The following is a 23,710-nucleotide window of genomic DNA, read 5'->3' on the forward strand; positions in this document are numbered from 1 at the left end:
CCACCGCAATCGGTCAAAAGCCGATGGCCTGTCCTCGTCTAGGTTCACGCCATGAAGCTTCAAACCGTCACCCCCGCCGATATCCGCTGCGCGCTGCTGCTCCGCGAGGAGATCGCGCTGCTCGATCTCAGATACGAGGCGGCCTTCGCCACCGGCCATCCGCTGTTCGCGGCCAACATGGCCGTGGACCGGATTGCGATCGAGGCTGAGGCGCGGCTGCCGCGCAAGGACGTGCCGGTCGTGCTTTATGACGACGGCGAGGGGCTGGTCGCAGAGGGCGCCGAGCGCCTTGCGGCGCTCGGTTACAGCAACGTCCGTGCGCTCGACGGCGGGCTGAAAGCCTGGCGCGCGCTGGGCTATGAAGTGTTCGAAGACGTCAATTCCTACTCCAAAGCGTTCGGCGAACTGGTCGAGTCGCGACGGCACACGCCCTCCTTCAGTGCCGACGAAGTCGCAAAACTGATCGCGGACGGGGCCAAGATCGCCATCCTCGATGTCCGCCGCTTCGATGAATACGCGACCATGAACATCCCGGGCTCGGTCAGCGTGCCCGGCGCGGAGCTGGTGCTGCGCGCCGGAAGCGCAGCGCCGGATCCCGACACCACCATCATCGTCAATTGCGCCGGCCGCACCCGTTCGATCATCGGCACCCAGTCGCTGATCAATGCCGGCGTGCCCAACAAGGTGAGGGCGCTGCGCAACGGCACGATCGGCTGGACGCTGGCACGACACACGCTGGATCATGGTGCCGACCGGCGCGGCGGGATCGGGCCGTTTGAAGGGGGTGCGGCCAATGCCCGCGACGTCGCCTATCGCGCCGGCGTCCGCCACATCGGCGCAAACGAAATGTCGGTGCTCGCCGCGCAGACCGATCGCACGCTCTACCGCTTCGACGTGCGCGATCCGGAGGAGTATGCAGCCGGTCATCTGCCGGGCTTCCGCCACTATCCCGGCGGCCAGCTTGTTCAGGAGACCGACATGGCCGCGCCGGTGCGCGGCGCACGCATTGTCCTGACCGACGACAAGGGCGTGCGCGCCGACATGACGGCATCCTGGCTCGCGCAGATGGGCTGGGAGGTCTATGTGCGCGAGGGCGGCTATGACGGCGCGCGCGAGGCCGGCCCGCCGCTTGTCCTGCCGAAGCCCGATCCAGCCCATCGCTACCGCCGGCCCTATGAAGGCACGGAGGTCGCCGAGCGCGCGATGCAGGCCTATCTCGACTGGGAATACGGCCTGGTCGAGCAACTCCGCCGCGACGGAACGCACGGGTTTTATGTGATTTGAGACGGAGCGGCCCGGCACCGTAAATCTCCGCCGCCCCGCCATTTTCTCCCCATATCGAAACCCTATTGTGCTGCGCGTCGTCCGCGGTCTAAGAGCTGCGGCAAAGCCGCCATCCATGGAGACACTATGCCAGCCCCAGGCCAAAGCCCGGAGCGGAGCGCGAAGGCGCTGCTGCTCGAAGGCGTCAACGACAGCGCCGTCGACCTGTTCAGGAGCGCGGGCTTCACCAATGTCGAGCGGCTGACCAGGGCACTTGACGGCGAGGCGCTGCGCCAGGCGGTCAAGGGCGTGTCGCTGCTCGGCATCCGCTCGCGCACCCAGATCACCGACGAGGTGCTGCAAGCTGCCGATGGGCTGCTTGCGGTCGGCTGTTTCAGCGTCGGCACCAACCAGGTCGATCTGCTGGCGGCGCGCAAACGTGGCATTCCCGTGTTCAACGCGCCGTTCTCCAACACCCGCAGCGTGGCCGAGCTCGTGATCGGCGAGATCGTGATGCTGCTGCGGCGGATCTTTCCGCGTTCGGTGTCGGCCCATGGCGGCGGCTGGGACAAATCGGCGACCGGCAGCCGCGAGGTGCGCGGTCGTACGCTCGGCATCATCGGCTACGGCAATATCGGCTCGCAGCTCTCGACGCTGGCAGAGGCCATCGGCATGCGGGTGATCTACTTCGACCGCACCGACAAGCTCCGCCACGGCAACACCGAGCCGGTCGAGAAGCTCGAAGAGCTGTTGGCGCAGAGCGACGTGGTCAGCCTGCACGTGCCGGAGACGCCGGAGACCGCCGGCATGATCGGCGAGAAGGAACTGCGGGCGATGAAGCTCGGCTCACTCCTGATCAACAACAGCCGCGGCACCGTCGTCGATCTCGATGCCCTTGCAGGCTGCCTGCGCGACGGCCATCTTGCCGGCGCGGCCATCGATGTGTTTCCGGTCGAGCCCTCGTCGAATTCCGACCGCTTCAAGAGCCCGCTGCAGGGTCTCGGCAACGTCATCCTCACCCCGCATATCGGCGGCTCGACCGAGGAGGCGCAGGAGCGCATCGGCGGCGAGGTTGCGCGCAAGCTGGTCGACTATTTCATCACCGGCTCGACCACGGGGGCGGTGAACTTTCCCGAGGTGCAGTTGCACTTGCGCCCCTCCGGCGCGCGGTTCAGCCATGTCCATCGCAACGTGCCGGGCATGCTGCGCCGGCTTAACGAGGTGTTCCTCCAGCGCGACATCAATATCGTCGCGCAATATCTGGAGACCGCCGGCGACCTCGGCTATGTCGTGCTCGATGCCGATCTCGCCGGTCAGGATTCGGCAGCGCTGCTGGCGCAGATCCGGGGCCTCGATGGCACGGTCGGCGCGCGGCTGGTGTTCGAACACTAGACGGCGAGAGCCCCACGTTCCGGTTGCATTCCGCCACCAAAGCTCTCTACACTGCGCCATCATCTTCCACGCGTGTGACAAATCGCGTCGAATTTGAGCTTCAGTTGCGCGAGTGCCGCCATGGAACGGGACGCCGTACTGATTGATCTCGCGCTGCAGGGCGGCGGTTCGCACGGCGCCTTCACCTGGGGCGTGCTGGATCGGCTGCTGGAAGAGAACTGGCTCAGCATCGCCGCGATCTCCGGAACGTCCGCAGGCGCGATGAATGCGGCGGTGCTCGCAGATGGGTGGATCGCGGGTGGTGCCGCGGGTGCGCGCGATGCGCTCGAACGATACTGGCACCGTGTTTCGAAGGCCGCGGCCTTCAGCCCGCTGCAGCGCTCGCCGCTCGACCGGCTGATGGGGCGCTGGACGCTCGATACGTCGCCGGCCTACATCCTCACCGATTTGATGTCGCGGTTGCTGTCGCCCTACGATCTCAACCCGACCGGCTACAATCCGCTGCGCAAGGTTCTGGCCGAGAGCATCGATTTCGAGCGCCTCGCGCGTTCGCCGATCCAATTGTTCGTCACCGCCACCCGCGTGCGCACCGGGCGCGGGCGCATCTTCCGCAACGCCGAGATCACGGCCGACGTGCTGCTGGCGTCGGCCTGCCTGCCGACCATGTTCCGCGCCATCGAGATCGACGGCGAGCCCTATTGGGACGGCGGTTTTGCCGGCAATCCGACCATCACGCCGCTGGTCCGCGAGAGTGACGCGCACGATACGATCCTGGTGCAGATCAATCCCGTTGAAACGCCCGACGAGCCGCGGACGGCTGCGGAGATTCTCAATCGGCTGAACGAGATTTCGTTCAACTCGCCTTTAATGAAGGAGTTGCGCATGATCGCGCTGCTGCGCCAGGCGGCCGATCCCGGCAGTGGAGAAGGCGCGCGCTGGGCGAAGATGCGGACCCACCGCGTCAAGAGCGACATGCTGGCGAAGTTCGGCGCCTCGTCCAAGCTCAACGCGGAATGGGAGTTCGTCTCCATGCTGCGCGCCGAAGGACGTCAGGCGGCCGAGGCGTTTCTCGACGAGCACGGTGCGGATGTCGGCCAGCGCTCGACCGCCGATCTCGATGTGTTGCTGTCGGAGTGCTGAGACGTGGGTCTTCTCGGCATTCTCGTCGGGCTCGGCCTGCTGGTCCTGTTTGCCTTCCGCGGCTGGAGTGTTCTGCTGCTTGCGCCGTTCGCGGCCCTGATCGCCGCGCTGTTCGATGGCGAGCCGCTGCTCGCCAACCTGACCCAGGTCTTCATGGCGAATGCGGCGGGGTTTTTGGCGCAGTTCTTTCCGATCTTTCTGCTCGGCGCGGTGTTCGGCAAGCTGATGGACGACAGCGGGGCGGTGGCATCGGTCGCGGGCTTCATGGCGAAGCGTCTCGGCGAGCGGCGCGTGATCCTCGCGGTCGTGCTCGCCGGGGCGCTGGTCACCTATGGCGGCGTCAGCCTGTTCGTCGCCTTCTTCGTCATCGTTCCGATGGCCCGCTCGCTGTTTCGCGCCGCCGCGATTCCGCGCCGGTTGATTCCGGCGGCGATCGTGCTCGGCACCTCGACCTTCACCATGTCAGCTCTGCCCGGTACGCCGTCGATCCAGAATGCGATCCCGATGCCGTTTTTCGGCACGACGCCGTTTGCCGCGCCAGGCCTCGGCATCATCGCTTCGCTCATCATGCTCTGCGCGGGATTGTGGTGGCTGCATGGCGCCGAAGCCGCGGCGCGCCGTGCCGGAGAAGGCTACGGCGAGGACGTCCAGGGTACTGAACGCGCCGTCGATGACCAGCTGATTCGCGAGCTCGCAACCACCGCACGCGAGTTCGATCCGGCCGAGATGCGGCATGGACGGCGCAGCGAGACATCTTCTCCGCTGGCCGGTGCCATCCTGCCGCTGGCCGTCGTTGTTGCCGTCAACCTCCTGATGTCGCTGTTCGTGTTGCCGCGGCTCGATGTCGCGTATCTGAGCGAGCAGCGCTTCGGCGGTACGTCCCTGGCGGCGGTCGCAGGTGTGTGGTCGGTCAGCGTCGCACTCGGCGCAGCCATCGTCACCACGATCGTTCTGAACTGGGCCCGGCTTCCCTCGCTGCGGCAGAGCATGGACGCGGGCGCCAATGCGTCGGTTCTGCCGGCGTTCAGCGTTGCAAGCCTCGTCGGATTTGGTGCGGTGATCGCGGCGCTCCCGGCTTTCGAGGCTGTGCGCGATTGGGTGCTCGCGATTGAAGGCGGCCCGCTGGTGTCGCTCGCGGTTGCGACCAACATCCTGGCCGCGCTGACCGGCTCGGCCTCGGGCGGTCTGACCATCGCCCTGGACGCGCTTGGCCCGACCTATGTCGATATCGCCGCGCGCACCGGAATCGACCTCGCGCTGATGCATCGTGTGGCGGTCATCGGCGCGGGGACATTGGACATCCTGCCGCACAATGGTGCGGTGGTAAGCCTGCTGGCGATCTGTGGCCTGACGCATCGCGACAGCTATCTCGATATCGTGATGGTCGGCATCGTGACGTCGCTGCTCGCGCTGGTGGCCGTGATCGCCTTGGGCAGTGCGTTCGGATCGTTCTGACGGAAGCCCGGCAAGAGCGATTGACGCAAGGGCAAAGGTTTGCATTGAATGCAGCCAAGTCGGACCAAAAAAACGAGAAAGCCGGGTGGAAACGATGGCGCGAATGAGTGCAAAGCTGTGTGCGTTGCTCCTGGGGTCGGCGGCAGCGCTGAGTGCGGGTGGCGCGTCCGCGGCCACGCTGGCGGATGACGCCGACACGGTCTGCAAGGGCTTGGTTGGCGGCACTGACGCCGTGAAGATCGATTCCGCGGCGTTGCAGGCGCCGTCAGCGCTTGCCGTTGCCGAGCGCGGACCGACACCATCGGGACGCGTCACGCCGGCCAACCCGTCCTTCTGCAAGGTGCTCGGTCATATCGAGCCTGCCGACCCCAAAGCACCGCCGATCAAAATCCAGGTCAATCTTCCGCTCGAATGGAACGGGCGCTCCCTCCAATATGGCGGCGGCGGTTTCAACGGCGTGCTGATCACGGGGCTCTCGTTGCCGCCGGCCTATCCGTTCGACAAGCCGTCCCCGCTCGCGCGCGGCTTCGTCACTTACGGCACCGATTCCGGCCATGAATCCAAACCGGGCGAGCCGCCGCAGCTGTTCGCACTCAACGACGAAGCCTTCGAGAATTTCGCCCACCGCGCCTACAAGAAGGTGCGCGACGCCGCCGTGATGCTGATGCAGCGCGCCTACGGCAAGGCGCCGGTTAAGATGTACTTCATGGGTTCGTCCGAAGGCGGCCGCGAAGGCCTCACCATGGCGCAGCGCTATCCCGACGACTTCGACGGCATCCTGGCCCGCGTGCCCGTCATCAACTGGGTTGGCCTCCAGCATGCCGGCACCCGCTCGGGTCTCGTGACCATGGGCGAAGGCTGGATCAATCCGGCGCAGGTGAAGCTGGTCGGCGAGGCGGTGCGGACCGCTTGCGACAAGGCCGACGGCTCCGACGATGCGCTGGTGCAGGACCCCGTCGCCTGCAGGGCGGCGTTCAAGGTCGAGACGCTGCGCTGCAAGGCCGGCCAGAGCGGCGACCAGTGTCTCACCGATGCGCAGATCAAGGCGATCGACACCCTGCATGCAACGTACAAATTCCCGTTCGTGCTCGCCAACGGTCTCGACGATTACCCGGGTTGGGGCGTCTCCGGCGAAGACACGCCGGCATTTGGCCCGACCGGTGGCTGGGTCGCATGGTGGCTCGGCACCGCTCCACCGGCGCAGCCGCCCGCACCCAACAACGGCATCGCCTGGATCTACGGCGCCGGCGGCATTCAATATGTCTTCGCGCGCGATCCCAAGCTGGATGTCACCACCTACAAGGTGGAGGAGCACAAGGCGCGGCTGCTCGAGGTCTCGAGCCTGATGGATTCGACCGATCCCGATCTCAGCCGCTTCCGCGCCCGCGGCGGCAGGCTGATCATACTCGAACACATGGCCGACTATGCACAGAGCCCCTATGCCGGGATCCGTTATTTCGAAAGCGTCGAGCGCAAGCTCGGCAAGTCAGAGACGGCCGAGTTCGCGCGGCTCTACACCGCGCCGGGTGTCGACCATGTCGGCTCCGGCGCACCGGCCAATGTCGACATGCTGAGCACGCTGGTCGACTGGGTCGAGAAGGGCAAGGCACCCGGCGATCTCGAAGTCACCGAGCAGAAGGTCGAGGCGCCGTCGTTTGCGACGTTGCGCGCGCTGCCGCTGTGCCGCTGGCCGGCCTGGCCGCACTACAAGTCGGGTGCGGTGACGGAGGCATTGAGCTTTACCTGCGCGCCGTGAGGAACGGCGCGCTGCTCGCAGCGTCACCCCGCCGCCATGGCTTGTGCGCCGCCCAGCAATTGCGCGTTGAGCCGGCCGCCGGAGAACAGCATGTCGTCGAGCGCCTCGTCGATGTCGGCAGAGATCACGGAGCTGCCGCCGTCACGCGCGAGGCTCGCTTGCGCCAGTCGCCGCATCAATTCCTTGATGAAGGCGCAACTCGTGCCCTCGCTGCGCCGGGCCGCCTCGGCGACGACGGGGTCCTCGATCGGGAGAGCCTTGCCGTAGAGCCGGACCAGCTTGCCACGGCCGGTCTCGTCCGGCAGCGGCACTTCGATCGCCTGATCGATCCGGCCGGGGCGACCGGCCAGCGCGCCCTCAAGGTCCTCCGGCCGGTTGGTGGTCAGGACGAACAGGATGTCCGCATCCTCCTTCAGCCCGTCCATCTCGTTGAGCAATTTGTTCAGCATCGATTCCTCGCACGGGCCCATGTCGTCGCGGTCGCGGGCGATGAGATCGACATCCTCGATCACCACCATTGAGGGCTGGAGCAGCCGTGCCAGACTCATATAGGCGCCGAGAAGGCCGATTTGCTCGGCCGTGATGATCAGCGTCGTATGTCCGGGCAAATGCGTTGCGAGATAGCGGATGGTGTGGGTCTTGCCGGTGCCGGGCGGCCCGTACAGCAAGATGCCCTTGCGCGTGGACTGACCCAGCCGGCGGAGCTGATCGCGGGTGTTGACGAAATTCAGCACGTTGCGATCGAGCAGGCGCAAGGTCTGCTCCGGCAGGATCACCTCGCTACGAGCGACCGGCGGCAATCGATGCACGGTGATGCCGCGCGAACGCCCGCGGTAATCGCTATCTGCGTCGAGTGAGAGAATCTTGCCGCGATAGGTACGCGCGGCCTGCACGGCCTCTTCCAGTTCACTGAAGCATTGCTGGACGAGGGCAGCGCCTGTGGACCCCGACGGCACCAGGATCTCAATCCGGAGTCCAGGCTCACGGCTATACTCGCGATGCGCGGAGAGCAAGACTGCGTAACGAAGATCATCCTGCTCGCACAGCCACAAGCCATTATCGAGGCACTTGACGGGGCTCTTCTCGCCAACGTCGACGTCGGAATATTGCAGCGGCGCAATCGCGACCGCATAGCGGCCGTCCTTGAGGAGTCGCGAAATCGACAGCGTTTCGTAGCGTTGCTCCTCGTTCAGCCCGAGCAAGCGGACGGCCTTGCCAAAGAGCCGGTCGATCCCTGCCTGGACGTCGACCCGCATATGCCCGGGAAACTGGCGGATCGTGGTCACGAGCTTGCTGCGCGCCATGCTGGCAAAGTGCCAATCGAGAACGTCGCAAGCAAAGTCGAAATTCTCTTCCTGTTCGTTCGACGGCCCATCCGCCGCACGCATGCATTCGCTGCACAGCCAGACCGTGCGGTTGCCGATCCGCACGTCCGTCTGTCCCTCAGGCTTGCCACAGAGCTCGCAAGCAGTCTTGATCGCCTCAAGCGTGAGCTGCAGCCGGTGGCCGGCCAAGCCGATGGATTGTTGCGCAGATTTGAAAAGGGCTTCGGCGACGGATTGCGGGTAAGGTCCGCAAACCGCCTTTTCCTTCTGCTCGATCTGAGTGACCAGCGCGGTCGCTTCACGCTCTGATTTGCCGAAAACCTGACGGAGCAGATCCGTCACGAATTGGTCCGGCGTATCGTCGTCATTATGAATGACGATCTGGGTCGGCTGGTTCTCGCCACACCTACTATTCATTACGGAAGATCTCCGGGACAATCTATGATTGAACGGAACGAATAGGGAACATAAAACGACACGGCCGTCAAGCCGACCGCCGTGATAAATTGAGATGAGCTCGAATTCTAATGCGCCGGGCCGCCGGCCGCCTTCACGCGCCGCGTCAGCAGCACCGCGATTGCGGCGAGCACCAGCACCACGCCGATGACGGCAAACGTGTCGGAATAGCCCATCACCAGCGCTTGGCGCTTCACCGTCTTGCCGAGCGCGATGATGGCCTGCTCGCGCGCGGCGTTGGGATCCGGCACGCCATGGGCCATGAAGTAGTCGGTCATCTGCGCAATGCGGCTGCGGACCTCCTCGCGGCCGAGCGTGACCGACTGGCCGATGATATTGGAGTGGAATTGCTCGCGCTTGGTGATGATGGTTGCGAGCGTCGCCGTGCCGATCGCGCCACCGAGGTTGCGAAACATATTGCTGATGCCGGAGGCCGCGGCCGCATCCTGCGGCGCGATGCCGCCGGATAGCACCGAGGTCAGCGGCGTCAACACCATCGCTTGCCCGATCGCGCGCACGATGTTCGGGATCCAGAGCTGGTCGCCGGCATAGTCCGGCGACATTGCCGTGTTCATGAAGCAGCTGTAAGCGAAGATCAAAAGACCGGTGATCGCGATATAGCGCGTGTCGAAGCGCTGCATCAGTTTGGGGATCAGGGGGATCAGCACCAGCTGCGGAAGACCGGTCCAGGCCAGCACATTGCCGATCTGCTCGGCATTATAGCCCTGCGCCTGGCCGAGATAGGCGGGCAGCATGTAGACCGAGCCGAACAGCGCGAAACCGACCATCGTCATCGCAATGGTGCCGAAGCCGAAATTTCGCTGCGTCAGCAGCCGAAGCCGGATCAGCGGCTTGTCGATCGTGAGCTCGATCGCGACAAACAGCGTCAGGCTGACGGCCGCGATCACGGCCAGCTTGATGATGAAGGGCGAGGAGAACCAGTCGTCCTTGTTGCCCTCCTCGAGGACGGCTTGAAGGGCCGACAGACCGATCGCCATGGTGACGATGCCGGCCCAGTCGCCCTCCTTCAGGAGGCTGAGCTGCATCTTCTGCCGCTCCAGAGTCAGATAGAGCGCAGTCACCATGACGGCGGTCGGGATCACGTTGACGAAGAAGATGGTGCGCCAGCCGTAGTTTTCGGTGAAATAGCCGCCGATGGTTGGGCCGATCGCCGGCGCAAAGGTGACGGACAACGCGAAGATCGCGAGCCCGACCGGCTGTTGCGGCTTCGGCAGCTTGGTCAGCACCAGCGTGAACGCCATCGGGATCAGCACGCCGCCGGCAAAGCCCTGCAAACCGCGCATCGCGATCATCGACGGCAGATCATGGGTGAAGGCGCAGGCGACCGAGAACACGGCGAACAGCACCGCGCTCGCAAGCATGTAGCGGCGGAACGAGAACACGCGGCTCAAATAGTCGGTCAGCGGGATCACGATGATCTCGCCGATCAGATACGAGGTCGAGATCCAGGAGCCGTTGTCGGCGCCGGTACCGATGCCGCCTTCGATGTTGAGCAGCGAGGCATTGGTGATCTGGATGTTCAGGATCGCCATGAACGAGCCGATCATGGCGGCGAGCACGGCGATCCAGGTCGCGACGCTGGCGCGATTGGGATCGGCGACCGTGCGATCAGACGTCGCGGCCGGTGGTGCGGGCGTCGAAATTGAGAGGCTGTCTGACATGGCACGACCCTCCGGAAACGAGCTTCGCTTTGGGCGCTGTGGCCGCATGGGCGGTCGGCGCGGTCGAACGTGTTGCGATGGTGGGGATCACGGACATGCCGGGCCGCAGCGCAATCGCGCCCCCGCGCCCGGCATCGAGCGCGATCCTGACGGGGATGCGCTGCACCACCTTGGTGAAGTTGCCGGTGGCGTTGTCGGGCGGCAGCAGCGCGAATTCCTGGCCGCTTGCGGGTGCAATGGAATCGACGTGACCGTGCACGAGCTGGCCCGGGAACATGTCGACCTCGATATCGACGGCCTGACCGGATCTCACGTTGGTGAGCTGCGTCTCCTTGAAATTGGCGACGACATAGGCGCCATCAGTCGGCACGATCGCCATCAACTGCGTGCCGGCCTGCACGAACTGGCCGACGCGCAAGGAGCGATTCCCGACCACACCGTCGATCGGCGAGACGACATTGGTGTAGCTGAGGTTCAGTTCGGCCTGATGCTGCACGGCCTCCGCGCGCGCGGCCGCCGCCCTGGCCTGCACGATCTCGGCCTTGAGCAGATCGATCTGCTTGAGGGCCGAGGCGAGATTGGCGGTATCACGCTCGAGCGTCGCCTGTGCCGAGGCGATGCGTGACTGCGCCTGCTGCGCGTTCTGCACGCTGCCGGAGCCCGTCGCGGCAAGATCGGTGTAGCGCTTGTTGTCTTGCGCAGCGAAGGTGAGATTGGCCCGATCGACATCGAGGGTTGAGCGCGCCGCCTTGATCACCGCCTGCTGCACGTCGAGTTGCGCTTCCTTGCTGGAGATGGTCGCGTTCGAGGCCTGAACATCGGCACGCGCCTGGTCGAGTGCGACCCTGAAGTCGCGGTCGTCGATCCGTGCCAGCACCTGGCCGGCCTTCACATGCTCGTTATCGGCCACGAGGACCTGATTGAGATAGCCGCTGACCTTTGGCGCGATCGTGGTGTTGTCGGCCTTCACATAGGCGTCGTCGGTGGAGACCAGGTACTGCCCGACGGTCCAGTAATCATAGCCGTACCAGCTGGCGCCGGCCAGCACGACGATCGCCGCCCCCGCCAGCAACAACTTGCGAAAATTGAGCTTTTCCCGACGGCCGGGGGAGGTCGCCGCGGGCAGCACGCCCGCCGGGACGTTTGCGGGAACGGCGGTCTGGGCTGTGGCGGTTGGGGCGGTGTGCACGGTCATGACCGGCTCCTGATTTAGGAAACTTGACGATTTCCAAAATAGGACTAGCTTTGAGACTGTCAATGGAATGACAGGCATCATTTAAAAACATGGCTCAGGCAAAATCGTCAGGAGCGAAATCTCCGGAGGCAAAATCTTCTGAAGATTGCCGTCCGCGCGGCCGGCCACCGCTGCGCAGCGACGAGGAGACGAAGCAGATCGTCCTGGAGGTCGCGCGGCACGCCTTTGCCGCGCACGGCTACGCGGCGACCAGCACCGAAGAGCTGGCGCGCAGCGCCGGCATCTCGACCAAGACGCTCTATCGTCTGTTTCCCGGCAAGGCGGTGCTGTTCGAGGCGATGTGCGCGGACCGGCTCGAGCGGCTGCTCTCCGATGTCAATCTCCGGGCACACGACGCGGTCGATATCGACGCGGGCTTGCGCGCCGCGCTGCTTGCCTGCGCCGATCTCGCGCTCGATCCGGAAGTCGTGGCGTTGCAGCGCATGGTGCTCCAGGAATCGGTTGCGTTTCCCGAACTCGCCGCGAATTTCTACAAGAACGGAATTTCCCGCACCGCCTCTACGCTCGCCGGATGGCTGCGCGCGCAGGTGAAGAAGAAGCTGATCGCGATCGACGATGTCGAGGAGGCTGCGGGTATGCTGATCGGCATGGTCGCTTCCGCACCGCAGCGCGCGGCGATCTACGGCGGCATGCCGCTGCCGTCGCGTCAGGATATCGAGCGGCGGGTGCGAAGCTGCGTCGCCTTCTTCCTCGACGGCTGCCGCCGCGTGTCGAACTAGAGCTCCTTTGACAAAGTTGTCGCCGCCGGCTATTTATTTCGCATGCGAAGTAATGCAGCGGCGGCGAAGCACCATCGGCTGATCTACCTGCTCAGCGTCGCGCAAAGGCGGTTGCAGCGTTGGATGGCGGCGCAGCCCTCGAGCGAGGTGACGCCTGCGCAGGCCGGCCTCCTGTTCATCCTTGGCAAGCAGGACGGCAGTCTGATGGGCGAGGCGGGCACGGCGCTCGATCTCGGCCCTGCCGGCATCTCAGGGCTTGTCGATCGCACGGCGGCGGCCGGGCTGGTCGAGCGGCGCGCTGATCGCGAGGACGGGCGAGCCTGGCGGGTCTGGCTGACGCCGACGGGCCGGACCGCGCTTGCGCAAGCAAAGGCTTCGGCAGCCGAGATCAATGCAGCTCTGAGCGACGGATTTACCGTTGCCGAGATCGATATCGTCGCGCGCTGGCTGAGCAGCATTCAGGACAAGTTTCCAAGAGACCCGACAAGAGACCCGACCACAGATGCAGAGCAATAACAGGAGAGAGCGATGACCGAGCATGTCCGGATCGAGAACAACGGCGGAATTCTCACCCTCGCGCTGGCGCGCCCCGACAAGAAGAACGCGCTGACCGATGCGATGTACGGCAAGCTCGCCGACACCATCGAATCGGCCGAACGCGACGCGTCCGTCCGTGTCGTCCTGATCCGCGGCGAGGGCGACATGTTCACGGCCGGCAACGACGTTGGCGAGTTCGCGGCTGTTGCGTCGGGCAAGTCGGACGGAAGCCGCAACGTCGTGCGCTTCATCCAGTCGCTGGCGCGCTGCACCCGACCGCTGGTCGCAGCCGTCCAGGGCCGCGCCGTCGGGGTCGGTACCACGATGCTGCTGCATTGCGACCTCGTCGTGCTCGCCGACAACGCGCAATTGTCGACGCCCTTTGTCAGCCTTGCGCTGGTGCCGGAAGCTGCCTCCAGCCTGCTGATGCCGGCGCGCATCGGCTATGCCCGCGCTTATGAGATGTTCGCGCTCGGCGAGACGGTGCCGGCGAAGGCCGCCCTGGACTGGGGCCTGGTCAACAGGGTCGTGCCGCTCGACCAGCTCGACGCCGAGGCATTGGCGCTTGCGCAGCGTCTCGCCCGCCAGCCGGCCGGCGCGCTCACCGCGACCAAGCGGCTGATGCGCAACGGCGAGGCATTGGTCGCGCAGATGCAGGCCGAAGGCGAGCAGTTCGCGCAGCGCCTGCGCACCGCGGAGGCGCGCGAAGCGTTCACCGCGTTCGCCGAGCGTCGTCCGCCGGATTTCACCAAAGTCGCCTGACGGACCGCCGGGAGGGGGACCAGGCCGGAAAGCAGGCCGGAAAGAAAGGCATTTTACCACAAGCTTAACGAAACATTGGCAGGTGGCGATGCAGGGTGCCGCTCGTGAAGAGTAGGTCCCCGGCCCATGGCAATGTTTAAGAAATCGGTAAGCTCGCTTCTCTTGACCCTGATGGCGCTGCTGGCTGCCGGTGCGCTGGCCAGTACGGCGAACCAGATGCTCGGGGCCTTTGGCCGCTATAGCGATAGCCTTGAGACGGCGCGGCTTGCGACCGCCGACAAGGCGATCTTCCAGGGCGTGGTGGCCCTGCGCAGCAATCGGGGCGACGCCCAGAGCGCTCTGCTCGGCGAGGACGACCCCCGGACAAAACTCGGCGAGGCGGAGAAGGCCGAGCAGGCTGGCCATGACGCCATCACGGCCGCGCTCGCGACTGTCGATTTCGGCCGCCGCGACGAACTGGCGAGCACGCTGAAACAGCGCTGGAACGAAGCCGCACCGCAATTCCAGCTATTCTACGACGAGGCCAAGCGTCCGCGCGCCGAACGCAAGATCGAGCGGACCAACTCCTGGTACGATGCCGTCACCAAGGTAATCGACACAGCAAACCTCGCCTCTACCGCCGTGTCCAACCGCGCCTGGATGGATGATCCGTTCATCGCCCGCATGATCCAGGTCCGCCGGCTCGCCTGGCAGGTGCGCGACCGCTACGGAATCCACTGCTCGGCGCTGCGCTCGAACGTCAACAGCAGCAAGCCGCTCGACGACAACCAAAAGCGATCGCTGGCGCAATGGGATGGCACGATTGCGTCCGGCTGGTCCGGCATGACCGAATTGCTGGCGGCGCCCGACGCGACGGCCGAATTGGTTGCCGCAGCGAAGGAGGCGCAGGCCAAGACCGAGGGGGTGCTCAAGCAGATCGGCGACATCACCAGGAATTTCGACGGCAGCGGCAAGCCGGCAATGGCTGCGTCGGAGTGGAACGCGCTTTGCCAGTCGCCCTTTGCGTTGATCGTTGCGGTCGCGAACCAGGCGTTGGACCAGTCGATCGCGCGTGCGGAGACCGTCCAGGCGAAGGCACTCACCAACCTTGTGGTGCAGTCGCTCGCCTTCGTGCTGGCGCTTGCCGTGACCCTGGCCGGCGTCTTTGTGGTGCGCAATCGCCTCATGCGGCCGGTTCGTGCCATTCTCGGCGCCATCGCGCGGATCAGCGCTCGCGACTATGCGACGCACGTTCCGCAATCGCGATATCCCGACGAGTTCGGCACCATGGCCGCCGCGCTCGAAAGCCTGCGCGAGAGCGCGGCGACGGCGGAACGTCTGGGCCAGGAACGCGAATCCCAGCAGGCGCTCCAGATTGCGCGCTCCGGCACCGTCGATGAGGCCTGCCGCAGTTTTGACGACACCGTGCAGGCGGTGATCCACAGCGTTGCCGCGTCGGCCAAGGAGCTCGATGCGACCGCGAGTGACGTCCGCCAGCTGGCCTCGGAATCGAGCAGCCAGACCGCCGCGGTCTCCTCCGCGGCCGAGCAGGCCACCAACAATCTGGAGACGATTGCGGCGGCGACCGAGGAACTCTCCGCCTCCGTCGGCGAAATCTCCGCACAGGTGCAGTCCAGCGCGCGCGAGGCCCGCGAAGCGGTTTCCCAGGCCGAGCAGACCAACGCCACCGTCGAAATCCTCGACCAGACGGCGAGCCGCATCGGCGAGGTCGTGAAGATGATCAACGCGATCGCCGGCCAGACTAATTTGCTGGCGCTGAACGCAACCATCGAGGCCGCCCGCGCCGGCGAAGCGGGCCGCGGCTTTGCGGTCGTCGCCGGCGAGGTCAAGAGCCTCGCTGCGCAGACCGCGACCGCCACCGAAGAGATCTCGCGTCAGGTCGCGGAGATCCAGGGCGCGACGGGCCAGGCGGTCGGCGCCATCCGCTCCATTGGCCGTTCGATCAACGGCATCGACGAGAAGATGACGGCGATTGCAGCGGCCGTCGAGCAGCAGCGCGCGGCCACCACCGAGATTTCGCGCAACTTCCAGCAGGCCGCGCAAGGCACCCGCGAGGTCACCGACACCATCGGCAGCGTCGCCCAGCTCAACCAGGAGACCGGCAATGCCGGCACGGTGCTGTTCCAGTCGGTGAAGAAGATGTCGGCCGATGCCGACCGCCTCCGCGTCGCGGTCGAGGGCTTTTTGGGTGCGGTGAAGACCGCCTAGTCTCGACATTTCCTGTTCCATCGGCGCGCGGATCGGCATTGCCGCCGGTCCGCGCGCCGAGTACATCTGTGGCGCCGCGCGAGCGCGGCGACAGACAGACAGACGAGAACAGCAGGGATGGAGAGTTCGATGCCGGTCACGCCCCACTATAACGCCCAACGCCCCTATCGCGGCGTGTTCCCGGTGGCTCCCACCATCTTCGACGAGCGCGGCGAGCTCGACCTCGACGGGCAGCGCCGCTGCATCGATTTCATGATCGATGCCGGCTCGAACGGCCTCTGCATCCTCGCCAATTTCTCCGAGCAGTTCGTGCTGACCGATGCCGAGCGCGAGACCGTGATGCACGCGGTGCTGGAGCATGTCGCGGGCCGCGTGCCCGTGATCGTCACCACCACCCATTTCAGCTCGGCCGTGTGCGCGGCGCGCAGCCAGCAGGCTGAAGCCGCCGGCGCCGCGATGGTGATGGTAATGCCGCCCTATCACGGCGCGACCTTCCGGGTGCCCGAGAAGGGCATCGTCGAATTCTTCAAGGTGCTCTCGGGCGCGATCAACATCCCGATCATGATCCAGGATGCGCCGGTGGCCGGCACGCCGCTGTCGGTCGAGCTGCTGGCGCGGCTGTCGCGCGACTTCTCCAACATCCGCTATTTCAAAATTGAGGTGCCCGGCGCGGCCGCAAAGCTGCGGAGCCTGATCGAGGCGGGCGGCAGCGCCATCGAAGGCCCATGGGACGGTGAGGAGGCGATCACGCTGCTCGCCGATCTCGATGCCGGCGCCACCGGCGCGATGACCGGCGGCGGCTATCCCGACGGCATCCGCCAGATCCTCGATCCTTATTTCGCCGGCAAGCGCGAGCAGGCGAAAGCCGCCTATGAGCGCTGGCTGCCGCTGATCAATTACGAGAACCGCCAATGCGGCCTGATCGCCTGCAAGGCGATGATGCAGGCCGGCGGCGTGATCAAATCGGACACGGTGCGCCATCCGCTGCAGCCGCTGCATCCGGCCACGCGGGGGGGATTGCTGGAATTGGCGAAGGAGCGTGACGCCCTGGCGTTGCGGTGGGGGAAGTAGGGCTCACCGCCGTCATTGCGAGGAGCCCTCGCGACGAAGCAATCCAGACGGTGTCCGCGGATACATTTCTGGATTGCTTCGCTTTGCTCGCAATGACGGGTGTGATGCGAGAGCCCGGTTACCTCACCAGCTTCCATTCGCCGATGATGCCGAATCTCGCTTTGGCATCGTCCTGCCTGAACAGTGCGATCCGATCGATCGCCAGCCTATCGAGCTTCAGCTCCGCAAACCGCCGGCGCAGCATCTCGAGGATCTGTCCCCGCCGCTCCGCGTCCAGCCGTCCGGTCAGCGTCATATGGAAGCGGAATTCTTCCATCACGTACGGGTAGCCCCAGCGATCGAGATAGTCGCGCTGGCGTTCGCTGAGTTTCTCCGGCTTTCGGCGGACACGATCTTCGGCGCTGAGCGCGGCGCGAAATTCATCAAAATCGCGGACGCAATCGGCGGCGAGCTGCTGGAGCTCGCTGACCGGCTCCGCCGGAACGACGGCGATGAAGCCGCTGATGGCATCGACGGACGGCCTGATCAGCGGGATCGGCCGTGATTTGCCCGCGAACGATGCGCAGGCGGCCATCAGCTCGGCCTCGGTGCGGTCGGGCGCAAGTGCCATCGGCGCCTTCAGTGTGGCGTGAAAGCCGTATTTGCGGGGATCGGCGGTGATGTCGCGCCAATCCGGCGCCGTGCGCAGCGCCTCGTCGGGGAAGGGCAACTCATTGCCGGTGTGGCCATCATAGCCGAGCAGCTCGGCACCGAAGCGGGAGAGGGCACTGCCGGCGTCGGCGGCGAAATAAATCGCGTAGCGGGGGAAAGCTGTCATTGCCTGAGCATAGCCAATTTAGGCCGCAACGACAGCCTGGCGCGACGCCGCCGCGGCGCTGAGCAGCCGCGTCGCGTCGGTCAGATGCACAAGCCGGCCTGCGGCAATCACCGCGACGAGCCGCGGCCGCAGGGGCACGGTGCCGTCGACCAGCAGGATGTCGGCGCGCCGTCCCGCTGCGAGCGTGCCGCGATCGGTCAGGCCGGTCGCTTGCGCCGGTGCGGCCGAAATCAGCCGCCACGCCTGCGTCAGCGGCAGCACGCCGTCGGCAGCAAGGCGGAATGCGGCAAGCAGCGGCGCGGGATAGTAATAGTCCGAGGCCAACACCGAGCAGAGGCCCTTCGCGATCATGTCGGACGCCCTGGTCCAACCGGTGTGGCTGCCGCCCCGCACCACGTTCGGCGCGCCGTAGACGATGGCGTCGCCGCCGCTTGCGGCTTCGCGCGCCGTCTCCTCATTGACCGGAAATTCGGCGAGCGTCACGCCGAGGCTTCGAAAATCCCGGCGCATAGCCGGCGTCGCATCGTCATGCGAGAGCATCCGCACCTGGGCTGCGCGGGCGGCAGCAGCCAGCCTCGTGATCGAAGCCGGAACATCAGCGGCGCGCGACACAATGTGAGTGACAAGCCGGTCGAACTCCTCGCTCGACAATCCGGTACGCTCCACCATGCGGTTGCGCTTGCGCGGCTTCACCATGTCGGCGACGGTGCCGTCCATGTGGTCGTTGAAGGCGAACAGGTCGACGCGACCCTCCGCGAGCCATTGGCCGATCTCGTCCTCGGCATCGAGATTGTAGGTCTCGTGCCGCAGGTGAAAGCGGGTGTCGGCGGCGAATTGTGGGCGCTGCCGCTCGATCGCCTCCAACAGGCGCCGCGCATTGTCGCCGCTGCGCAGGCCCGGCTCCCACGACCAGGTCGTGGCATGAAACACCGTGGTGATGCCGTTGCTGATGACCTGTCGATCGGTATCGGCGAGCGCGACGTCGATCGGAAAGTCGACGCCGGCGCGCGGCATCATCTGCCGTTCGAAGGCGTCGCCATGGAGGTCGACGATGCCGGGCAGCACCAGCAGATCGCGCGCATCGATCGCCAGCCGTGCGCGGCCGCGGCATGCATCGATCTGCGCGATGTCCGTTCCGGACACGCTCAGCGAGGATTCGACGAGCTCAGTGCCGATCAGGACCCGGCCGCCTTCAAGGAAAATGTCTGTCACGCGACCGCGCTTCGTTGGCTTGCGGGAGAGCTCCCCCGTGCTTCATATGCCGCGAGAAAATCTTCAATCCCGAGATTGCGGAAATCCGGGAGTGCTTCACGCAATTTGTCGTGATCCCAATCCCACCAGGCGAGTTTCGCAAGCCGTCCGGCGACGTCTTCCGAAAAGCGGCGGCGGACGATCCGCGCCGGATTGCCGGCGACGATGGTGTAGGCCGGCACGTCCTTGGTGACGATGGCGCCGGCCGCGATCACCGCGCCGGTGCCGATATTGCGACCGGGCAGCACGATCGCGCCGTGTCCGATCCAAACATCGTGGCCGATATGGACGTGATGCTGGCGCCGCCAATCGAAAAATTCGGTGTCGTCGCTCTCGCCTTCGAAGTAGGCGCTGGAGCGATAGGTGAAGTGGGCCTGGGTCGCACGGTGCATCGGATGATTGCCGGGATTGATGCGCGTCATCGCCGCGATCGAGCAGAATTTCCCGATCGTGGTGTAGGTGATCTGCGCGTCGTTCACGACGTAGGAGTAATCGTCCATCGCGACCTCATGCAGGATCGTGCGGGCGCCGACCTCGGTATAGGCGCCGAGCCTGGTCTCATGCAGCTTCGCGGAAGGGTCGATAGTGGGGTCGAGCGAAAGCGCCTTGGCGACCATGTTGCATCCGAACGTTCGAGGGCGGGCGTTCGTCTTCGATCGGCCTCATGACAATGTCATGACGACACGATGACAGTGGATGAGGTGTGAAGGATTGCCGCACCGCAAGGCGCGTGTCACACAATTGTTAACCGTCGGCGTTAGCCGTGGGTCCCAGCATACTCTGGAGCCCTGCATGCTGGTGGTGGAAGGTCTGACGTGCCGCTTCGGCGCAAAAGCCGCGGTGGACGACGCCTCGTTTCAAGTCTCCCCCGGCGGCTTCGTCGGTGTGATCGGGCGCTCCGGCGCAGGCAAGTCGACGCTGCTGCGAACCATCAACCGCTTGGCAACGCCCTCGCAGGGCCGCATCCTGTTCGACGGCATCGACGTCACCGCGTTGCGCGGCAAGGAGCTGCGGCAGTGGCGGGCGCGCTCGGCCATGATCTTCCAGCAATTCAATCTGGTCGGGCGGCTCGACGTGCTGACGAATGTCCTGATGGGACGTCTTGCCACGATGCCCGCCTGGCGCTCGTTTTCGCAGGTCTGGCCCGAGCAGGACAAGGCGCTGGCGATGTCGGCGCTCGAACAGTTCGACATCGCCGCGCTCGCCGCCCAGCGGGCCGATCAGCTCTCCGGCGGCCAGCAGCAGCGCGTGGCGATCGCCCGCGCACTGGTCCAGCAACCCGACATCATCCTCGCCGACGAGCCGATCGCCTCGCTCGATCCGCGCAACACCAGGATCGTGATGGATGCGCTTTTGCGGATCAACAAGCATTTCGGCATCACGGTGCTCTGCAATCTGCATTCGCTCGATCTGGCGCGCAGCTATTGCGATCGCCTGATCGGCATGGCGGCGGGCCGCGTAGTGTTCGACGGCGCGCCGTCCGCGCTGACCGAGCATGTGGCGCGTGAACTCTACGATCTCGAGGCCAACGACGTCATGGGCGGCATGCCCGTGCCGGCGCCTGAAAGCATTCCAGCGCTTGGAACGGCGGCGGCCGCCTGAGCGGCACCGCATCATTGTCAGCAGTTTTTGCGTCAACCGACCCCAACCAATGAAGAGGGTATCATGATCACTCGCAGACTTATTCTTGCCGGCGTCGCCGCGCTGACCTTTGCCGGATCCGCCTCCGCCGAAGACTGGAAGACGAAATATCCGGAGATCACCTTCGCCGTGATTCCGGCCGAGAACGGCTCGGGCGTCACCGAGCGCTACGGTCCCTTCATCAACTATCTGTCGAAGGAGCTCGGCGTGAAGGTCACGCTGCGCGTCGCCAACGACTATGCGGCCGTCATCGAGGGCCAGCGCGCCGGCAACATTCACATCGGTTATTACGGCCCGGCCTCGTTCGCGCGCGCCCGCCTGACCGCCGTCAAGACCGACGCCTTCGTGATCGACGTCAATGCCGACGGCTCGAAGGGCTATTACTCGGTGTTCTACGTGCTGGCGAAGTCGCCGTACCAGAAGATCGAGGATCTCAAAGGCAAGAATCTCGGCCTGGTCGATCCGAACTCGACCTCGGGGAACAACATGCCCCGCTTCAAGCTGAACGCCATGGGCATCGACCCCGACGCCTATTTCTCCAAGGTGCTCTTCACCGGCAGCCACGAGAACGCGGTCCTGGCGCTGGCGCAGGGCACGGTCGACGTCGCCGCCAATTGGTGGAACGCCGACGACGATTCGAACCTCACCCGCATGCTCAACAAGGGCATGGTGAAGGCGCCCGACGGCACCGTGATGAAGAAGGAGGACTTCCGCATCATCGTGAAATCCGAGCTCATCATCAACTCGCCCTACGCCTATCTGAGCGATCTGCCGGACGATATGAAGGCCGCGATCAAGAAGGCCTTCCTCGACGCATCCCAGAAGGATCCGGAGGCCTTCAAGAAGCTCTCCGACGGCAAGAACAAGCCGTGGGAGCCGATCGGCAATGACGATTACAACAAGACCATCGAGTTGATTAAGTTCGTCGACAATCTCCGCAAGAAGGCGTCCTGAGCTCGTCGGGACGATGCGCCTCGAGCCGGGTCGATGGACCCGGCTCTTTTTCTTGATGGACCGCCCAGCATATGACGCTCGCCGTTTCGCTTCTCCCCGAACAGCAGCTCGCGGTGCTGAACGCGGCCTACCGCCACGCTGTTGCGCGCAAGCGTCTCCGGGTGCTGGCAGGTGCCGGGCTGTTCGTCGCTGCGCTGATCGTGGCCTCGATCGGCGCCGAGGTTAATCTGCGCACCCTCTTCAGCTATTTCGGCCATTTCATCAGCTATTTCGACCGCATTCTCACGCTCGACAATGGCCAGCGGGTCTGGACCGATTTCGCCGAATGGTTCTGGGGCTGGCACAAATGGCTGAAGATGCTGGGCGAGACGCTGCTGATCAGCTATGTCGGCACGCTGATCGGCGCGATGTTCGCGCTGTGCCTGAATTTCTTCGCGGCCGAAAACACCTCGCCGTCGTCCTGGCTGCGATTCACGGTGCGCCGGCTGCTGGAATTCGCCCGCACCGTGCCTGGCATCGTCTTCGCGCTTATCTTCGTGATCGCCTTCGGCTTAGGCCCGATGGCCGGCGTTCTCGCCATCGCCATCCATACCACCGGCGCGCTCGGCAAACAGTTCGCAGAGCTTGTCGAAAATGCCGACATGAAGCCAGTTGAAGGCATCCGCTCGACCGGTGCGAGCTGGGTCTCGTGCATGCGTTTTGCGATCCTGCCGCAGGTCTCGGCGGGCTATGCCAGCTACGCGCTGCTCCGCTTCGAGATCAATGTGCGTGAGGCCTCGGTGATGGGCTTCGTCGGCGCCGGCGGTATCGGGCAGGAGCTCATCGTCGCGATCCGCAAGTTCTACTACTCCGACGTCAGCGCCATTCTCGTCACCATCATCGTCACGGTCTTCCTGATCGACATCACGACCGGCTGGGTGCGCGGCCGGTTGTTCGGCAAGGAGGCGCGGACGTGAGCAAGCCGTCCGAAGTCGACACCGCGCAGATGCGCGCGCGCTATCCCGATCTGTTCGAGCGGCCGGCCTCGGCGCGGCTCGCGACGCCGGCCATGATCGTCGCAGCGCTCGCCATTTTCATCTATGGCCTGGTCGATCTCGATTTCTCGCCGTCACGGCTCTTCAACGGCCTCAGCCAGCTCGGCTGGATCAGCATGATGATGATCCCGCCCGATCCCGGTTCGTCGCTGCCGCTCTATCTGAAGGCGATGGGCGAGACGCTCTCCATCGCGCTGCTTGGCACCACGCTGGCGGCGCTGTTCGCGCTTCCGGTCAGCCTGCTTGCCGCGCGCAACGTCGTGCCGTCAATGGTGCTGCGATTCCCGGTCCGCCGCTTCCTCGATTCGATCCGGGGCGTCGATACGCTGATCTGGGCGCTAGTGTGGATCAATGTCGTCGGGCTTGGTCCGTTCGCCGGTGTGCTCGCCATCGCGGTGTCGGATTTCGGCGCCTTCGGTAAGCTGTTCTCCGAGGCTATCGAGGGCGCCGACCAGAAACAGGTCGAGGGCATCCGCGCATCAGGCGGCAGCGCCTTGCACGAGATCCGGTTCGGCCTGTTACCGCAGGTCTTGCCCGTGATTGCCGGTCAGGTGCTCTATTTCATCGAATCCAACACGCGCTCCGCCACCATCATCGGCATTGTCGGTGCCGGCGGCATCGGGCTCCAGCTCGCCGAGCAGATCCGCGTGCTGGAATGGCAGAAGGTGTCGTTCCTGATCCTGATGATTCTGGTCGCCGTCGCCGCGATCGATTTCATTTCCGGCAAACTTCGCTTCGCCATCATCGGACGAAGGGCAGTCGCTTAACTCAGCGCTCGCCGCGGACTTTCTTCCCTTCTCCCCTTGTGGGAGAAGGTGGCGCGAAGCGCCGGATGAGGGGTTGTTTGCGAATTCTTTAGTGAGAGGTGAACTCGCGGAGAGAGACCCCTCACCCGGATCCGACCTCTCCCACAAGGAGGGCTTTGCACAATCGGTTGCACGTGATTCTTTGAATCATGGCTGATTCTAGCGAGGTGAGCCAAGCATGGTCGA

General features: G+C 65.0%; 20 protein-coding genes. 14 read left to right on the plus strand and 6 right to left on the minus strand.

The features are described 5' to 3' along the window. Positions 1 to 51: 51 nt before the first annotated feature. From AC0L2O_RS33470 to AC0L2O_RS33490, 5 genes are all read left to right on the plus strand, one after another. Positions 52 to 1,284, plus strand: a complete 1,233-nt coding sequence (locus tag AC0L2O_RS33470; RefSeq protein WP_473372756.1) for a rhodanese-like domain-containing protein — start codon at positions 52 to 54, stop codon at positions 1,282 to 1,284. A 126-nt stretch (positions 1,285 to 1,410) separates the two neighbouring features. Beyond that, positions 1,411 to 2,655: a phosphoglycerate dehydrogenase gene (gene serA / locus AC0L2O_RS33475; RefSeq protein ID WP_473372757.1), complete on the plus strand. Its 1,245-nt coding sequence runs from the start codon at positions 1,411 to 1,413 to the stop codon at positions 2,653 to 2,655. A 120-nt stretch (positions 2,656 to 2,775) separates the two neighbouring features. Next, positions 2,776 to 3,795, plus strand: a complete 1,020-nt coding sequence (locus tag AC0L2O_RS33480; RefSeq protein WP_409190906.1) for a patatin-like phospholipase family protein — start codon at positions 2,776 to 2,778, stop codon at positions 3,793 to 3,795. A 3-nt stretch (positions 3,796 to 3,798) separates the two neighbouring features. Next, positions 3,799 to 5,250 (plus strand): GntP family permease, encoded by a 1,452-nt coding sequence (locus AC0L2O_RS33485; protein WP_473372758.1) that lies wholly within the window; start codon positions 3,799 to 3,801, stop codon positions 5,248 to 5,250. 94 nt (positions 5,251 to 5,344) lie between these two features. Next, on the plus strand, positions 5,345 to 7,006 hold the full coding sequence (locus AC0L2O_RS33490; protein WP_473372759.1) for a tannase/feruloyl esterase family alpha/beta hydrolase: 1,662 nt from the start codon (positions 5,345 to 5,347) through the stop codon (positions 7,004 to 7,006). Positions 7,007 to 7,029: 23 nt separating this feature from the next. Here AC0L2O_RS33490 and AC0L2O_RS33495 read toward each other — a convergent pair whose 3' ends face one another. The 3 genes from AC0L2O_RS33495 to AC0L2O_RS33505 form a co-directional block, all read right to left on the minus strand. Beyond that, positions 7,030 to 8,748, minus strand: coding sequence for an ATP-dependent Clp protease adaptor ClpS (locus AC0L2O_RS33495; protein ID WP_473372760.1), 1,719 nt, complete (start codon positions 8,746 to 8,748; stop codon positions 7,030 to 7,032). A 107-nt stretch (positions 8,749 to 8,855) separates the two neighbouring features. Further along, the gene (locus AC0L2O_RS33500; protein ID WP_473372761.1) at positions 8,856 to 10,469 is read right to left on the minus strand and encodes a DHA2 family efflux MFS transporter permease subunit; all 1,614 of its coding nucleotides are present in this window, start codon (positions 10,467 to 10,469) and stop codon (positions 8,856 to 8,858) included. After that, positions 10,417 to 11,664 (minus strand): HlyD family secretion protein, encoded by a 1,248-nt coding sequence (locus AC0L2O_RS33505; protein ID WP_473372762.1) that lies wholly within the window; start codon positions 11,662 to 11,664, stop codon positions 10,417 to 10,419. The genes AC0L2O_RS33500 and AC0L2O_RS33505 overlap by 53 nt, the downstream gene beginning before the upstream one ends. Positions 11,665 to 11,753: 89 nt before the next feature. Here AC0L2O_RS33505 and AC0L2O_RS33510 point away from each other — a divergent pair, with 89 nt between their 5' ends. The 5 genes from AC0L2O_RS33510 to AC0L2O_RS33530 all read left to right on the plus strand — a co-directional run bounded on the left by AC0L2O_RS33510 (position 11,754) and on the right by AC0L2O_RS33530 (position 17,021). Then, positions 11,754 to 12,443, plus strand: coding sequence for a TetR/AcrR family transcriptional regulator (locus tag AC0L2O_RS33510; protein WP_473372763.1), 690 nt, complete (start codon positions 11,754 to 11,756; stop codon positions 12,441 to 12,443). Positions 12,444 to 12,485: 42 nt separating this feature from the next. Further along, positions 12,486 to 12,959, plus strand: coding sequence for a MarR family winged helix-turn-helix transcriptional regulator (locus tag AC0L2O_RS33515; protein WP_473372764.1), 474 nt, complete (start codon positions 12,486 to 12,488; stop codon positions 12,957 to 12,959). 12 nt (positions 12,960 to 12,971) lie between these two features. After that, a complete protein-coding gene (locus AC0L2O_RS33520) occupies positions 12,972 to 13,742 on the plus strand; it encodes an enoyl-CoA hydratase (protein WP_369719585.1) in 771 nt (256 codons plus the stop codon). A 126-nt stretch (positions 13,743 to 13,868) separates the two neighbouring features. After that, a complete protein-coding gene (locus AC0L2O_RS33525) occupies positions 13,869 to 15,950 on the plus strand; it encodes a methyl-accepting chemotaxis protein (RefSeq protein WP_473372765.1) in 2,082 nt (693 codons plus the stop codon). A 129-nt stretch (positions 15,951 to 16,079) separates the two neighbouring features. Beyond that, on the plus strand, positions 16,080 to 17,021 hold the full coding sequence (locus AC0L2O_RS33530; protein ID WP_473372766.1) for a dihydrodipicolinate synthase family protein: 942 nt from the start codon (positions 16,080 to 16,082) through the stop codon (positions 17,019 to 17,021). A gap of 118 nt (positions 17,022 to 17,139) precedes the next feature. Here the strand turns inward: AC0L2O_RS33530 and AC0L2O_RS33535 are convergent, their stop codons facing one another. Genes AC0L2O_RS33535 through AC0L2O_RS33545 form a run of 3 tightly spaced genes read right to left on the minus strand, consistent with a single transcriptional unit; the run spans position 17,140 to position 19,706 of the window. Then, positions 17,140 to 17,838, minus strand: a complete 699-nt coding sequence (locus AC0L2O_RS33535; protein WP_473372767.1) for a DUF1045 domain-containing protein — start codon at positions 17,836 to 17,838, stop codon at positions 17,140 to 17,142. Between the two features lie 18 nt (positions 17,839 to 17,856). After that, the gene (locus tag AC0L2O_RS33540) at positions 17,857 to 19,050 is read right to left on the minus strand and encodes an alpha-D-ribose 1-methylphosphonate 5-triphosphate diphosphatase (protein ID WP_409190899.1); all 1,194 of its coding nucleotides are present in this window, start codon (positions 19,048 to 19,050) and stop codon (positions 17,857 to 17,859) included. Further along, positions 19,047 to 19,706 (minus strand): transferase hexapeptide repeat family protein, encoded by a 660-nt coding sequence (locus AC0L2O_RS33545; protein WP_473372768.1) that lies wholly within the window; start codon positions 19,704 to 19,706, stop codon positions 19,047 to 19,049. The genes AC0L2O_RS33540 and AC0L2O_RS33545 overlap by 4 nt, the downstream gene beginning before the upstream one ends. 175 nt (positions 19,707 to 19,881) lie before the next feature. Here AC0L2O_RS33545 and phnC point away from each other — a divergent pair, with 175 nt between their 5' ends. The 4 genes from phnC (at position 19,882) to phnE (AC0L2O_RS33565) (ending at position 23,485) form a co-directional block, all read left to right on the plus strand. Further along, entirely contained in the window at positions 19,882 to 20,691 is an 810-nt protein-coding gene (phnC, locus tag AC0L2O_RS33550) for a phosphonate ABC transporter ATP-binding protein (protein ID WP_369719581.1), read from the plus strand. A gap of 63 nt (positions 20,692 to 20,754) precedes the next feature. Then, positions 20,755 to 21,684 carry a phosphonate ABC transporter substrate-binding protein gene (phnD, locus tag AC0L2O_RS33555; RefSeq protein WP_473372769.1) on the plus strand — a complete coding sequence of 310 codons (930 nt, stop codon included), beginning with the start codon at positions 20,755 to 20,757 and terminating at the stop codon, positions 21,682 to 21,684. 71 nt (positions 21,685 to 21,755) lie between these two features. Next, a complete protein-coding gene (gene phnE, locus AC0L2O_RS33560; RefSeq protein ID WP_369719580.1) occupies positions 21,756 to 22,640 on the plus strand; it encodes a phosphonate ABC transporter, permease protein PhnE in 885 nt (294 codons plus the stop codon). Between the two features lie 29 nt (positions 22,641 to 22,669). After that, positions 22,670 to 23,485 (plus strand): phosphonate ABC transporter, permease protein PhnE, encoded by an 816-nt coding sequence (phnE, locus tag AC0L2O_RS33565; protein WP_473372770.1) that lies wholly within the window; start codon positions 22,670 to 22,672, stop codon positions 23,483 to 23,485. The last annotated feature ends 225 nt before the right edge of the window (positions 23,486 to 23,710 follow it).

This window comes from Bradyrhizobium sp. Kon10, from assembly GCF_055807395.1.